Origin of the sequence: Rhizobium sp. Leaf262 (assembly GCF_001422245.1) — a bacterium.
Lineage (GTDB): Bacteria > Pseudomonadota > Alphaproteobacteria > Rhizobiales > Rhizobiaceae > Agrobacterium.
On the sequence record NZ_LMMM01000018.1, the window covers coordinates 304,418 to 318,803 of the forward strand.

Annotated in this window: 12 protein-coding genes; 11 read left to right on the forward strand and 1 reads right to left on the reverse strand. The window is 58.5% G+C overall.

The features are described 5' to 3' along the window. Window positions 1-20 precede the first annotated feature (20 nt). The 7 genes from xylB (at window position 21) to ASF29_RS18935 (ending at window position 9,508) form a co-directional block, all read left to right on the forward strand. Window positions 21-1,475, forward strand: a complete 1,455-nt coding sequence (xylB, locus tag ASF29_RS18905) for a xylulokinase (RefSeq protein ID WP_062452190.1) — start codon at window positions 21-23, stop codon at window positions 1,473-1,475. Window positions 1,476-1,728: 253 nt separating this feature from the next. Further along, window positions 1,729-3,039, forward strand: a complete 1,311-nt coding sequence (gene xylA / locus ASF29_RS18910; RefSeq protein ID WP_062452191.1) for a xylose isomerase — start codon at window positions 1,729-1,731, stop codon at window positions 3,037-3,039. Window positions 3,040-3,674: 635 nt separating this feature from the next. Further along, entirely contained in the window at window positions 3,675-4,307 is a 633-nt protein-coding gene (locus ASF29_RS18915) for an NAD(P)H-dependent oxidoreductase (protein ID WP_062452192.1), read from the forward strand. 305 nt (window positions 4,308-4,612) lie between these two features. After that, window positions 4,613-5,653, forward strand: a complete 1,041-nt coding sequence (locus ASF29_RS18920; protein ID WP_082453581.1) for a methionine ABC transporter ATP-binding protein — start codon at window positions 4,613-4,615, stop codon at window positions 5,651-5,653. Continuing rightward, complete coding sequence (locus ASF29_RS18925) at window positions 5,643-6,311, forward strand: methionine ABC transporter permease (protein ID WP_062452194.1); 669 nt, start codon at window positions 5,643-5,645, stop codon at window positions 6,309-6,311. Before ASF29_RS18920 ends, ASF29_RS18925 begins: the two co-directional genes overlap by 11 nt. Window positions 6,312-6,339: 28 nt before the next feature. Next, complete coding sequence (locus tag ASF29_RS18930; protein WP_062452195.1) at window positions 6,340-7,116, forward strand: MetQ/NlpA family ABC transporter substrate-binding protein; 777 nt, start codon at window positions 6,340-6,342, stop codon at window positions 7,114-7,116. Window positions 7,117-7,318: 202 nt separating this feature from the next. Next, entirely contained in the window at window positions 7,319-9,508 is a 2,190-nt protein-coding gene (locus ASF29_RS18935) for a bifunctional diguanylate cyclase/phosphodiesterase (RefSeq protein ID WP_062452196.1), read from the forward strand. Window positions 9,509-9,614: 106 nt separating this feature from the next. Here the strand turns inward: ASF29_RS18935 and ASF29_RS18940 are convergent, their stop codons facing one another. Beyond that, a complete protein-coding gene (locus tag ASF29_RS18940; protein ID WP_244473595.1) occupies window positions 9,615-10,541 on the reverse strand; it encodes a hypothetical protein in 927 nt (308 codons plus the stop codon). A gap of 320 nt (window positions 10,542-10,861) precedes the next feature. On the opposite strand from ASF29_RS18940, the gene ASF29_RS18945 reads away from it, so the two are divergent. The 4 genes from ASF29_RS18945 to ASF29_RS18960 are packed head-to-tail and all read left to right on the forward strand — an operon-like array spanning window position 10,862 to window position 14,340. Next, window positions 10,862-11,752, forward strand: a complete 891-nt coding sequence (locus ASF29_RS18945) for a metal ABC transporter substrate-binding protein (RefSeq protein WP_062452198.1) — start codon at window positions 10,862-10,864, stop codon at window positions 11,750-11,752. A gap of 2 nt (window positions 11,753-11,754) precedes the next feature. Beyond that, window positions 11,755-12,639 carry a manganese/iron ABC transporter ATP-binding protein gene (locus tag ASF29_RS18950; protein WP_156462756.1) on the forward strand — a complete coding sequence of 295 codons (885 nt, stop codon included), beginning with the start codon at window positions 11,755-11,757 and terminating at the stop codon, window positions 12,637-12,639. Beyond that, window positions 12,632-13,492, forward strand: coding sequence for a metal ABC transporter permease (locus ASF29_RS18955; RefSeq protein ID WP_062452200.1), 861 nt, complete (start codon window positions 12,632-12,634; stop codon window positions 13,490-13,492). The genes ASF29_RS18950 and ASF29_RS18955 overlap by 8 nt, the downstream gene beginning before the upstream one ends. Continuing rightward, complete coding sequence (locus ASF29_RS18960) at window positions 13,489-14,340, forward strand: metal ABC transporter permease (protein WP_062452201.1); 852 nt, start codon at window positions 13,489-13,491, stop codon at window positions 14,338-14,340. The genes ASF29_RS18955 and ASF29_RS18960 overlap by 4 nt, the downstream gene beginning before the upstream one ends. Window positions 14,341-14,386: the final 46 nt, after the last annotated feature.

Consider the following 14,386-nt stretch of genomic DNA (forward strand, 5'->3'; position numbering starts at 1 on the left):
GACATAGCACTGGAGGAAACATGTATCTCGGTCTCGATTTGGGAACATCCGGCGTCAAGGCGCTGCTGATCGATGGTGATCAAAACGTCATCGGTTCGGCCAATGGCGCACTGGATGTTTCGCGCCTGCATCACGGCTGGTCGGAACAGGACCCGGCACATTGGATCAAGGCAACGGAAACGGCGATTTCCGGGCTGAAAGCCAAATTCTCGAAGGAGCTTTCGGCGGTCAAGGGCATCGGCCTTTCCGGCCACATGCACGGTGCAACGCTGGTGGATGCTAGTGGCGATGTGCTGCGCCCCTGCATTCTGTGGAACGACACCCGCTCTTACGCAGAGGCGGCAAAGCTCGATGCCGACCCCCGCTTCCGCCAGATCACGGGCAACATCGTCTTCCCCGGTTTCACTGCGCCGAAACTGGTCTGGGTCGCAAACAACGAGCCGGAGATTTTCGCCAAGGTCGCAAAGGTCCTGCTGCCGAAGGATTATCTGCGCCTTTGGCTGACGGGTGAGTACATCTCCGAGATGTCGGATTCGGCGGGCACGTCATGGCTCGATACCGGCGCGCGCAAATGGTCGCCGGAACTACTGGAGGCCACCGGCTTGACGGAAGATCATATGCCGTCGCTGGTCGAAGGCACGGATGAGGCGGGCACGCTGCGCTCCGAACTGGCCTCCGCCTGGGGCATTTCCGGCAAGGTCGTGGTCGCCGGTGGCGCGGGTGACAACGCCGCGTCCGCCTGCGGCATGGGCACAGTGTCAGAAGGCCATGCCTTCGTTTCGTTGGGCACATCAGGCGTGCTGTTTGCTGCCAACGCCTCCTATCTGCCGAAGCCCGAAAGCGCCGTCCACGCTTTCTGCCACGCTTTGCCCAACACATGGCACCAGATGGGTGTCATTCTCTCGGCAACCGACGCGCTGAACTGGTATTCCGGCATTACCGGCAAATCCGCAGCCGACCTTTCGACGGAACTGGGCGACGAACTGAAGGCCCCGACAGGTGTCACCTTCGCGCCTTACCTCTCCGGCGAACGCACCCCGCACAACGATGCGGCCATCCGCGGCTCTTTCATTGGCCTGTCACACGAAAGCGACCGCAAGGCGTTGACGCAGGCCGTAATGGAAGGTGTGACGTTCGCCATCCGAGACAATCTCGAAGCGCTCAAATCCGCAGGCACCTCGATCGACCGCGTCACCGCCATCGGCGGCGGTTCGCGCTCGCGCTACTGGCTGGCGTCGATTGCCACCTCGCTTGGCGTGCCCGTGGATATTCCGGCGGAGGGTGACTTCGGTGCGGCATTCGGCGCGGCGCGTCTTGGGTTGATTGCAGCGACGGGGGCAGACCCGGTTGCGGTGTGCTCTCAGCCGGAAACGGAGGAGACGATTGAACCGGTGGCAGCGCTGGGAGATGCCTATGAGGAGGCTTATGGGCGCTATCGGGCGCTTTATCCGGCGATCAGAGGGTTGTCGCATTGATGGCCGGTGGCTGGGGCTTACCCCCTCTGTCCTGCCGGACATCTCCCCCACAAGGAGGGAGATCGGCTAGACGCTTGCTCCCCACTCTATCCGCAGCCTTTGAGATGGGCGGGAGGTCTCCACGAGTCGATCTCCCCACCTGTGGGGGAGATGCCCGGCAGGGCAGAGGGGGGTGAGCCCCACCCGCCAACACAAGCGACTATACCCAGAAACGACTTCACCATTTACCACTATGCAAACTAGGGAGAGAACCATGACCACAGGCTTTTTCGGCGACATCCAAAAAATCAAATATGAAGGCCCAGACAGCACCAACCCGCTGGCCTTCCGACATTATAACCCTGACGAAATCGTCGGCGGCAAGCGGATGGAAGACCATCTGCGTTTTGCCGTGGCCTATTGGCACACCTTCACATGGCCGGGCGGCGACCCGTTCGGTGGCCAGACTTTCGAGCGTCCATGGTTTGAAGACACGATGCAGGCGGCCAAGCTGAAGGCCGATGTTGCCTTCGAATTTTTCTCGCTGCTCGGCTCGCCCTTCTACTGCTTCCACGATGCGGATGTGCGCCCCGAAGGCAAGACCTTTGCCGAAAACACGAAGAACCTGAACGAGATCGTCGATTACTTCGGCCAGAAGCAGGCCGATACCGGCGTCAAGCTTCTGTGGGGCACGGCCAATCTGTTCTCCAACCGCCGCTTCATGTCCGGTGCCGCCACCAATCCGGACCCTGATGTCTTTGCTTACTCGGCAGCGACGGTCAAAACCTGCATGGATGCCACCAAGAAACTTGGTGGTGCCAACTATGTTCTGTGGGGCGGTCGTGAAGGCTATGAAACCCTGCTTAACACAGATGTGAAGCGTGAGCTTGATCAGCTTGGCCGCTTCCTTAATCTGGTGGTGGAATACAAGTACAAGATCGGTTTCGAAGGCACGATCCTGATCGAGCCGAAGCCGCAGGAACCGACCAAGCACCAGTATGATTACGACGTCGCCACCGTCTACGCCTTCCTGCAAAAGCACGGCCTGGACAAGGAAGTGAAGGTCAATATCGAGCAGGGCCACGCGATCCTTGCCGGTCACTCCTTCGAGCATGAACTGGCCATGGCCAATGCCTTCGGCATTTTCGGCTCCATCGACATGAACCGCAACGACTACCAGTCCGGCTGGGATACCGACCAGTTCCCCAACAACGTGCCGGAAATGGCGCTGGCCTATTACCACGTGCTGGCAGGCGGCGGTTTCAAGAATGGCGGCACCAACTTCGATTCGAAGCTGCGCCGTCAGTCGCTCGACCCAGCAGACCTGCTGATCGGTCACATCGGTGGCATGGATTGCTGCGCCCGTGGCCTCAAGGCTGCGGCCAAGATGGTGGAAGACAAGGCTCTGTCGCAGCCACTGGCAGACCGTTACGCCAAGTGGGATTCGGCAGAGGCCCAGAAGCTGCTGCGCGGCGAGCTGAAGCTGGATGAGATCGCGGCCATGGTCGAGCGCGACAACATCAATCCTGAGCCGAAGTCCGGTCGTCAGGAATATCTTGAGAACGTGGTCAACCGCTACGTTTAAGGGTCGTTACGTGTAAGGGTCTTTCCTCATTCCTGTGCTTGTCACAGGAATCCAGTCAGCCCAAGTCTTTGGGCTGAGAAGACTCCTTTCGCCGCGCAGACGCACGACGACTAGATTCCTGTGACGAGCACAGGAATGAGGGGGAGTTTATCTCCCCCTCAGCACTCAACGAAAAGCATTCTCGAAAAAATAAAATAAACTCCATTTTTTTCTCAATGCCCTCCTACCCTCCCGCATAATCCCCGTGCTTTCGAAGCAAAGGGGTGCAACGCGCGGCGTCCCAGCGGTTCGAAAGCCGGTATCGACAAGCGGCAGCTCCGAAAGAGGGCCGTTTCCGCGAACCCACCTCTTGCCACTGGCCAGGCAAGGGACCGGGCGTTCCGATAGATATCGTGACAGTGGTCCGGCAAATGCCAAGACCACGACCATACCTGCCAATGCCACAGGCATTTGCCGGACATGCATCATCCCTCCGGTTCGCTTTTTTCATGAAGCGGGCCGGAGTGGATTTTGCGTGGTTACTTGTCTGTGCCTTCTTGTGTGCGGCGCAACATGACCTATGTGTGGTGGGTTTTATGGAGAGCCAGGCGCGGCGCATGCGTGCCATGACATAGGGTCGTCCCAAGGAGATTTTTATGCTGATCGACAAATTGAACTGGCGTTATGCCACCAAGAAAATGGACCCTTCCAAGTCCGTTTCGCAGGACAAGGTAGACCGCATCATCGAGGCTGCCCGTCTGGCGCCGACATCGAGCGGCTTGCAGCCTTTCGAAATCATCGTCGTCACCAACCCGGAAACACGCGCCAAGATTCAGGAGATATCCTGGAACCAGGCACAGGTCACGGAAGGCTCGCATCTCCTGGTCTTCGCCGCCTGGGACAACTACACCGCAGACCGCATCAACCACATGTTCGATCTGACAAACGACGAACGCGGTTTCAAGAACGAAGGCTGGGAAAAGTACCGCCAGTCCCTGCTGTCGTCCTACCCACAGCGCGATGCGGAAGTGAACTTCCAGCATGCGGCGCGTCAGGCCTATATCGCTTTCGGCCTGGCTGTTGCACAGGCGGCTTTCGAGGGCGTCGACTCCACACCGATGGAAGGTTTCGACCCGGCCAAGCTGGACGAAATTCTTGGCCTTCGCGAGAAGGGCCTACGCTCGGCGGTCATCCTGCCGCTGGGCTATCGCCAGCCGGAAGGCGACTGGCTGGTCGACCTCAAGAAGGTTCGCCGCCCGCTCAACGAATTCGTCACCACCGTTGAATGACATTCTGGTGAATTGAGGTCGATTTTTCCAGCGCTCGCTGATAATTGAAAAATCGTACCTATAAAATGGTATCGCAGACAGGCATGTTTGCGATACATACAAGGCCAGTCCCGGCTTTTTCAAGGAAAGTTCAAACAAATGCTCCGGAACATTTTCCGTTGTCGAATGTGCCTTACGGCAGCATGAAGAGCGGCTTTTCCTGCCGCCGGGTTTCGACCTAACAGATTCCATTCGAAGAGCATTGTATGACACGTCAAAATTCAGCGGCCCCTTCCGTGCCATCAGGCCCGGCTAACAGCGACCCGATGGTCGTGTTCGAAGCCGTGACCAAGACTTTTGGCGACCCCAAAAGCCAGACATCCTTCACCGCCCTTGCCGGTGTCGATTACATCGTGCCACGAGGCTCGATCTCCGGCATCATCGGTCGCTCCGGCGCAGGCAAGTCCACCCTCATTCGCCTCGTCAACGGTCTGGAGCGTCCTAGCACCGGTAAGGTCGCCGTGGATGGCGTCGATGTCGGCGCGCTGGATCAGGCCGGGCTTCGCACGCTGCGCCGCTCCGTCGGCATGATCTTCCAGCACTTCAACCTTCTGTCCTCGCGCACGGCTTACGATAACGTCGCTCTCCCGCTGGAGATCGCAGGCGTATCGCGCGCCGAGATCAGCCGCAAGGTCGGGCCGCTGCTCGATCTGGTCGGTCTCGGTGATAAGGCCAACCGCTACCCCGCCGAACTCTCCGGCGGCCAGAAACAGCGCGTCGGCATTGCCCGTGCTCTGGCGACCGAGCCGAAATTGCTGCTATCAGACGAGGCAACGTCTGCGCTCGACCCGGAGACCACGCAGTCCATTCTGGAACTGCTGAAGAAGATCAATGCCGAATTGAACCTCACCGTTCTTCTCATAACCCATGAGATGGAGGTGGTGAAGACCATCGCCAGCCAAGTGGCCGTCATCGACAAGGGCCTGATTGTCGAGCAGGGCAGCACTTTCGATATTTTCACCAACCCACGCCATGAGACGACGCGCAGTCTGCTATCATCCGCCGTCGGCGTGAAGCTGCCGCATTGGGTCACCTCCGGTCTGAAGCCGGATGCAGCACCCGGCGACCGCGTGCTGGTGCGTCTGGTGTTCTTTGGCGATACGGCCTTCCAGCCGCTGACAGCACGACTGGTCGCGGAAATCGGTCCTGATGTGAACATCCTTGCCGGCACCATTGAGGAAATCTCCGGCCAGCCTTTCGGCTCGCTGGTGGTGTCCTATCCGGCAACGCCAGAGGTCACGGCACGTGCCAACCGTTTCTATGCCGATACCGGCCTGACCACGGAGGTCCTCGGTTATGTCGCCTGATATGCTTTTTGCTGTTCTCTGGAAGGGTCTGATCCAGACGCTCCATATGGTCGCGGTTTCCGGTCTCGTTGGTTCCCTGCTCGGCCTGCCCATCGGCATCTTCCTGGCTACCAGCGGCAAGGGCGAATTGTTCGAAGCACCGATGACGAACCGCGTCATTGGCCTCATCGTCAATGCCGCCCGCTCCACGCCCTTCATCATTCTGGTGGTGGCCATCATTCCGTTTACACGGCTTGTCGCAGGCACCTCAATCGGCACATCTGCCGCCATCGTACCGCTGACGGTGGCGACAGTTCCCTTTGTCGCGCGTCTGGTGGAAGCCGCCATTCGTGAGGTGGACAAGGGTCTGATCGAAGCGGCGCGTGCCATGGGTGCTACCCCGCTCCAGATCGTCACCAAGGTTCTTCTGGCGGAAGCCAAGCCCGGCATCACGCTGGCACTGACACTGACGCTGGTCAGCCTCATCGGCTACTCGGCCATGGTCGGTGCTGTCGGCGGCGGTGGTCTGGGGGATCTCGGCATTCGCTACGGCTATCAGCGCTTCATGCCAGATGTGATGCTGGTCGTCGTCGTTGTTCTCATCGTGCTTGTCCAGATCGTGCAAAGCGCCGGTGACGCGCTGGCCCGCAGCTTCGACAAGCGCAATCGCAAAAACTAAAAACTCGTCTAGGTAAAGGAGACATCTCATGAAAAAACTCATCATCGCGGCTTCGCTCGCAGCCCTCTTTGCAGGTAGCGCACTGGCTGAAACCATCAAGATCGGCGTTACCCCTGCAGAACATGCGCAGATCATGGAGCAGGTAAAGAAGGTTGCGGCCACCAAGGATCTCGACCTCGAAATCCTCGAATTCTCCGATTACGTCGTGCCGAACCAGGCACTGGCCGATGGCGAGTTGCAAGCCAATTCCTTCCAGCACCAGCCTTACCTCGACAATCAGGTCTCAGACCGCAAGTTCGATCTCGTCAGCGTCGGCACCACCATCACCACCCCGATGGGCGTTTATTCCAAGAAGGTGAAGAGCCTCGACGAGCTCAAGGACGGCGCGACCATCGGCATTCCGAACGACCCGACCAATGGCGGCCGTGCGCTGCTGGTTCTGGCCTCCAAGGGTGTGCTCAAGGTCAACCCGGATGCCGGTCTGAAGGTCACGCCTGCCGACATCACCGAAAACCCGAAGAACATCCAGATCGTTGAACTGGACGCCGCCCAGTTGCCGCGTTCGCTTGACGACACCGACGCTTCGGTCATCAACACCAACTACGCAACGGCTGCGGGCCTGAACCCGAAGAAGGACGCCATCGCCATCGAAAGCGAAAAGTCTCCTTATGCGAATGTCATCGCCGTGCGCGCACAGGACAAGGACAAGCCTTGGGTCAAGACGCTTGTCGAATCCTACCACAGCCCGGAAATCAAGACCTTCATCCTTGAGAAGTACAACGGCACGGTCATTCCGTCCTGGTAAGGATCGAGCCGATCCGGCTTCATGCAAACCTCTCCCGTGCAAGCGGGGGAGGTTTTTTACGTTCGGTTATCCCTAAACTGAAACGTTTCACCATTTGCTGCACTTGCGTTGCGAAGGTGGACAAGGCGACGGGCTTTTTTAACAGCTTTTGAAGAATTCACGCGGAATATGCATCCCTTAGAGGAAAAAAAGATGCTGACTCATGCCGCTTAGGAATGCCAGAACACTGTCGATCGGTCGAAGCACCGTGGTGGCAGGTGTTTTGTCTGCGGTTGCGATCGTCGTCGTCATCGTGACCCTCCTCATTCTTTCCGCGCTGCGCAATGTCGCTGAAAACACCAATGCTCTGGACGAACAGCGCTCGCTGGAAACGACATCCGGCGCGATCACCACCTATATCCGACAGCTCGATGCAACGCTGAACGATTACGCCGCCTGGGATGATGCCGCCCAATATGTCTATGCCCCCGATGGCATGGACTGGCTTGCCAGCAATTACGGCGACATGACCGTCAATAGCGAGCTTTTCGACACTGCCGTTCTCATCGACATGGAAAACCGCGTGCTGATGGCCTATCGCGACGGCAAGCCGGTCGACTGGTCGCTCACGGAATATTTCGGCGATGGACTTTCAGGGCTCATTGAAAAAGCCCGGTCCGCACCTGCCGGACTGGCGCCGGAAGCCTCCGGATTCATCAAGACCCGGGACGGCATCGCTGCAGTCGGCGTCGCACTGGTGCGCAACAAGTCAGGTGAGCTGAAGGCGGCAGATACCGAAAGACGATATCTGATCTTCGCACGCCATCTGACTGCGGAAAAGGTCGACAAGCTTGCCCATACCTATGTGATCAACGGACTGGCCCTACAGCCTGCCGATGTCGGTGCTACCAATTTCGTCAGTATCACAAACCCCGTTGGCGAGGTGCTCGGCAACCTGACATGGCGCTCCCAGATGCCGGGCGACATCAGCCTCGCGGAAGTTCGCCCCCGCGTGTTGATTGCCAATGCCATCATCCTGCTGTTCTTTCTGGCGCTGCTGGCCATCGGCTTCGCGGCACTGAGAAAGCTGAAAAGTGACGAGGCCTCAGCCCGCCACGAGTTGTTGCGCGATCGCCTGAGCGGACTGAAAAACCGGCCCGGCCTTTTTGTCGGCTTGAAGCAGCTCCTCGGCCGCTCCCAGCAGGAGGGGTCATACGTCAAGCTCATCTATCTCGATCTCGATGGCTTCAAGGAAGTCAACGATTCCTTCGGCCATGGTGCGGGCGACCTGTTGATCAAGGGCGTTGCCGCCGCCCTGCAGGTTCTGGCGGCAGACAGGCTGCTGGCCCGTCTGGGCGGTGACGAATTCGCCATCGCTTTGGAAGGCCCCGAAGCACGTATGGAGGGACGCCGGCTTTGTGACGATCTTCTGGCGCTGTTTTCAGAGCCGTTCATGATCGGCGACCGCGTCGCCTCTATCGGATGCAGCATCGGAACCGCAGTCGCAAAAGCAGGCGACATCGACGGCGAAGAGCTTTTGCGGCGCGCCGATATGGCCATGTACGAAGCCAAGGAAAACGGGCGCGGGCGCTACATGTCCTACGAGCCCTATATGGATACCCGCCGCGAAGAGAAGAACCAGCTTGAGGCAGATCTGAAATATGCCATCGAGCATGACGAGATCAAGGTCGTGTTCCAGCCGGTTGTCAACACGCTGACACGTCGTATCACTGGGGTGGAAGCGCTCGCCCGCTGGAACCGCGCGGGCTACGGGCCCGTCTCTCCGGATGTCTTCATTCCCGCGGCAGAAAGCAGCGGTCTGATAGACCAACTGGGCCTGTCTGTTCTGCGCAAGGCCTGCAAGGCCGCCCAAGATTGGCCGCAGATCAAGCTTGCAGTCAATATTTCGCCGGTCCAGTTCAGGAACCCGCTTTTTGCCAGTCAGGTTGCGTCGATCCTGACACATCATGATATTGCGCCACAGCGCGTCATGCTGGAAATGACCGAAGGTTATTTCATCCACCATCCCGAGCGCGCGACAACCGCCATCGACAAGCTCAAGCAGATCGGCGTCAGCATCGCACTCGACGACTTCGGCTCCGGATTTGCCAGCATCGGCTATCTGCGCCAGTTCGGCTTCGATCGCATGAAGATCGACAAGTCGCTGGTCGTGGCGCTTGACGAAGGCGGACGCTCGCTTGAAATGCTGACCGCGACCATCGCGCTCGCCAAATCACTCGGCATACCCGTGACCGCAGAAGGTATCGAAACAGAAGACCAGGCTGCCATCCTGCAGCTGTGCGGCTGCGACGAGTTGCAGGGTTATCTGTTTTCAAAGCCAGTTCAACCAGAGCAGATTTTCACATTGCTGGACCAGCAGGACCATCCTGTCCGCCAGTTGAAGGCATCTTGATCTTCACACCTTTGCCGACGGTCTTCACCCCACGTCCCTTGGATGCAGGGGTTCAGAACGAAGCCCGTGAGGCCCGTGAAGTCCCGCTTCGAAATTCTACGATACTTCAGTGAGACGCTTCGGCGGCGGGCGGCGCATCGTGGCCTGCGTCGGCGACCGGAGAGCCGTGCTCCGGCTCGGCTGCAACGGCGGTGGTTGAACCTTTGCCGAAGATCAGCGATTTCAGATAGGGAAAACTGAACATGCTTGCGCTGTCATGCTCGGCGGCGGATGTCAGAAGTTGGGGATCGTCGGGTGCGGAATGACCGTCCTTCGCTGAAGGTTCGCCGTGGCCGCCATCGTGACCGGCTGCGGGGGCTCCGCCATGGCCCGCCTCACTCGGCGCTGCTTCACCATGACCGCCGCCTGTCTTTTCATGACCCGAAGAGGCCGCACCGTGGCCGCCAGCCGGTGCACTCTCAGCAGCAGGGTCGATGCACGGCGTGAAATCCGTCAGGCTTGCCGCCAGCTTTTCCGTATCCTCCAGAGGAAGGTCGATCCGCAATCCGTAGAACACGCCTTCGGCGCTCGGTGCACCTTCGTAGTAATATGCGGAATAGGTCTTGGCATCCGCATCCGCAGGTAGTTTTGCGACATCGGGAATGAACACGACCTGAGCGGCAACCGCCCTGCCCCGCATGTCGGAACGCATGGTGGGGCCGTTCTTGTCGAGAATGGATATCTGTACCAGATCGGGCTTCTGTTCGTTGTAGACGGCTTTGGCGATGCGCAATGCGGTCTTGATCCGCTCGGCACCGTCGCCGCCCTCCGTGCGAATGAATTTGCGAATCCATACGGCGCCGTTTTTCTTGACGTTGACGGTTTGCACCATCTTGCATTCGAGGCCGTTGACGGATGCCTGGGCTTCACCGAACAGGCTTTGCTTGCCGACCATGATTGCGGCAACGCCCGACGCACCCCCAAGAAGGAGGACGCCACTACCGATCAATACGAACTTGCGAGAAAACCGTATTCTCTTGAACACTGCTTTCACGTCGAAAGTCCCGACATTCACCACCCCGTGTAAAACCCGATATTCGCAAATCGCCATAGCAGCAGGACTGCGAAACGATTCCGGCGCGGCGGCAAAAACTGCTCCCGTACAGCGGTCAATTCTGACGTGTTCTCGTTGAAGAAGATTTAACTGAACAAACAATCCACATGGGGAACTGAACCATTTTTGGATTCCACAAAAAAATAGTGGACAGGCAGGCGCGATGTTTCTTGCGAATGATTTGCAATATCATTGACAAAAGTGATCTTGCACGACAGATTGATATTGCGAATTAATCGCATTAGGAGTTTCATACGATCATGAGATTAGCCGCAAACCGCTTTATCCTTTGTATTGCCGCACTTTTTCTGCCTTTCGGCGCATCGGCTGCCGAAAAGCCGAAGGTCGTGACGACCTTCACCATTATCGCTGATATGGCCCGCAACGTCGCAGGCGATGCGGCGGAGGTGGAGAGCATCACCAAGCCCGGCGCAGAGATTCACAATTACCAGCCTACCCCGCGCGACATTCTCAAAGCACGCAATGCCGATCTCGTCCTGGGAAATGGCCTCAATCTTGAGTTGTGGTTCCAGAAGTTTCTGGCTAACCTGTCCGGCGTTCCGAACATCACCGTGAGCGAGGGCGTCGTGCCGATGTCGATCAGCGGCGGGGCCTATGAGGGCAAGCCCAACCCGCATGCGTGGATGTCACCGGATAACGGGCTGATCTATGTCGAAAACATCCGCAAGGCCCTGACGCAGATCGACCCGGATCATGCCGCGCTTTATGCCGCCAACGCCAAGGCCTATTCCGATAAGATCAGGCAGGAAATCCAGCCGATGCGCGACGCCATCGCCGCCCTGCCGGAAGACCAGCGCTGGCTGGTGACGAGCGAAGGCGCCTTCTCCTATCTGGCGCGCGATTTCGGTTTGAAGGAGCTGTTCCTGTGGCCGGTCAATGCCGATAGCCAGGGCACGCCGCAGCAGGTGCGCAGCGTTATCGATGCCATGCGGGCGCACAATATCAAGGTCATCTTCAGCGAAAGCACGGTGTCTGCCGACCCGGCCAAGCAGGTGGCGAAGGAAACCGGAGCAGCTTACGGCGGCGTCCTCTATGTGGATTCGCTGAGCGAAGCGGACGGCCCAGTACCGACCTATCTCGACCTTCTGCGGGTCACAACGGAAACAATCGTGAAAGGCCTCTCCAAATGATGATGGGAAAGCGAAAAGGCGCGGAAACGGGGCTGACGGTCGATGATGTGACCGTGACCTATCGCAATGGCCATACCGCCCTGCGCAGCGCCAGCTTTTCCATTCCACGCGGTACGATTACCGCCCTGGTCGGTGTCAACGGCGCGGGCAAATCCACCATCTTCAAGGCCATCATGGGCTTCGTGCCGCTGGCGGCGGGTGCGGTTTCCATCTTCGACCAACCCGCCCGCGATGCGCTGAAAAAAAACCTTGTCGCCTATGTGCCGCAGGCCGAAGAGGTGGACTGGAGCTTTCCGGTTCTGGTGGAAGACGTGGTGATGATGGGCCGCTACGGCCACATGAATTTCCTGCGCATTCCCACCAAACGCGACCACCAGATGGTGGATGAGGCGCTGGCCCGCGTCAACATGGTGGATTACCGCAAGCGCCAGATCGGCGAACTCTCCGGCGGGCAGAAAAAGCGGGTGTTTCTGGCGAGAGCGCTGGCGCAGGAAGGTCAGGTCATTCTGCTGGACGAGCCGTTCACCGGCGTCGATGTGAACACCGAAGAGCAGATCGTCGCGCTGTTGAAGGCGCTACGTGACGAAGGCCGCATCATGCTGGTTTCCACCCACAATCTCGGCAGCGTGCCGGAGTTCTGCGACCGCGCGGTCTTCGTGAAGGGAACGGTCATCGCGTCAGGCAAGACCGAAGACACCTTTACCGAAGAGAACCTGCAAAAAGCCTTTGGCGGCAGTCTGCGCCACTTCATTCTGGGTGGAACCGACCTGCATGACGATGCCGATCCGCGCCACCTGAAAGTCATTACCGACGACGAGCGTCCCTTCGTGATCTATAGCAAGGATGGCACGGCCACCGCGACCCCGAAAGCGAAGAGCCATGATTGAGACTCTTCTCGAACCTTTCACCTATTCCTACATGCTGAACGCCATCTGGGTCAGTGCGCTGGTGGGTGGCGTCTGCGGTTTTCTGTCGTCCTATCTGATGTTGAAGGGCTGGTCGCTGATTGGCGATGCGCTCTCCCACGCCATCGTTCCCGGCGTGGCGGGTGCCTATATGCTGGGCCTGCCCTTTTCGCTGGGTGCCTTCATTTCCGGCGGGCTGGCTGCGGGCTCGATGCTGTTTCTGAACCAGAAAACCCGGTTGAAGGAAGATGCCATTATCGGCCTGATCTTCACATCGTTTTTCGGCCTTGGCCTGTTCATGGTGTCGCTGTCGCCGACCTCCATCAACATCCAGACCATCGTACTGGGTAATATTCTGGCGATCACCACCGAAGACACGATCCAGCTGGCGCTGATCGGCGGCATCAGCCTGCTGGTGCTGGCGGTAAAGTGGCGGGATTTCATGGTGGTGTTTTTCGATGAGAACCACGCCCGTACCGTTGGCCTCAACCCCGATCTGCTGAAAATCATCTTCTTCACCCTGCTGGCCGCCTCCACCGTTGCTGCCTTGCAGACGGTCGGCGCGTTTCTGGTGGTTGCCATGGTGGTGACACCGGGTGCGACGGCCTATCTTCTGACCGACCGGTTCGAACGGTTGATCGGCATGAGCTTCGGCATCGGCGCATGCACCAGCTTCGTCGGCGCTTATCTCAGCTACTTCCTGGATGGCGCGACCGGCGGCATTATCGTGGTGTTGCAGACGCTGATCTTTCTGACCGCTTTCGTTTTTGCGCCCAAGCACGGCTATCTTGCCTCCCGCGCCAAGGCAAAGGCAGCATTGGAAACCACGCCATGAGCGAAAACCTGCAACTGGCCATCCTGCCGTTCCAACTGCCCTTCATGCAATATGCCTTCGTCATCACGCTGATGATTGCCGTGCCGATGGCGATGTTGTCATGCATATTGGTGCTGAAAGGGTGGTCGCTGATGGGCGATGCGGTGTCTCACGCCGTGCTGCCGGGCGTCGTCATCGCCTATATCGTCGGCATTCCCTTCTCCATTGGGGCGTTCGTTGCGGGCATGATCTGCGCTCTCGGCACCGGATTCCTGAAAGAAAACAGTCGCATCAAGGAAGATACGGTTCTGGGCATCGTCTTTTCCGGCATGTTCGGGCTGGGTCTGGTTCTCTATGTGAAGGTGCAAAGCGACGTGCATCTGGACCATATTCTCTTCGGCGACATGCTGGGCATTGCGCTGGGAGACATCATCGAAACCGGTCTGATTGCGCTGGCCGCGACGCTGTTTTTAGTTTTGCTGCGCAAAGACCTGCTCGTCCACGCCTTCGATGCCCAGCACGCCAAGGCCATCGGCCTGCCGGTCCGGTTGCTGCATTACGGGCTGCTGGCGGTCTTGTCGCTGACGGTGGTGGGTGCCTTGCAGGCTATTGGCATCATTCTGTCCGTCGCCATGCTGGTGGCACCCGGCGCGATTGCCTTCCTGCTGACGAGACGCTTTTCCAGCATGATGATGGTGGCCGCTGCCGTTGCCGTCGGTGCCTCGCTAGTGGGCATATGGGTGAGTTTCCTGATCGACAGCGCGCCAGCACCCACCATCGTGCTGATCATGAGCATGGTCTTCATCGTCGCTTTCATTCGCACGACCATCAAGGCACGGGCAAACAACCGGGCGGAAGCATCTGCCTGAAGACAATTGATCGCAATTGAAAAGATTATTTCAAAAACCCCGGAAC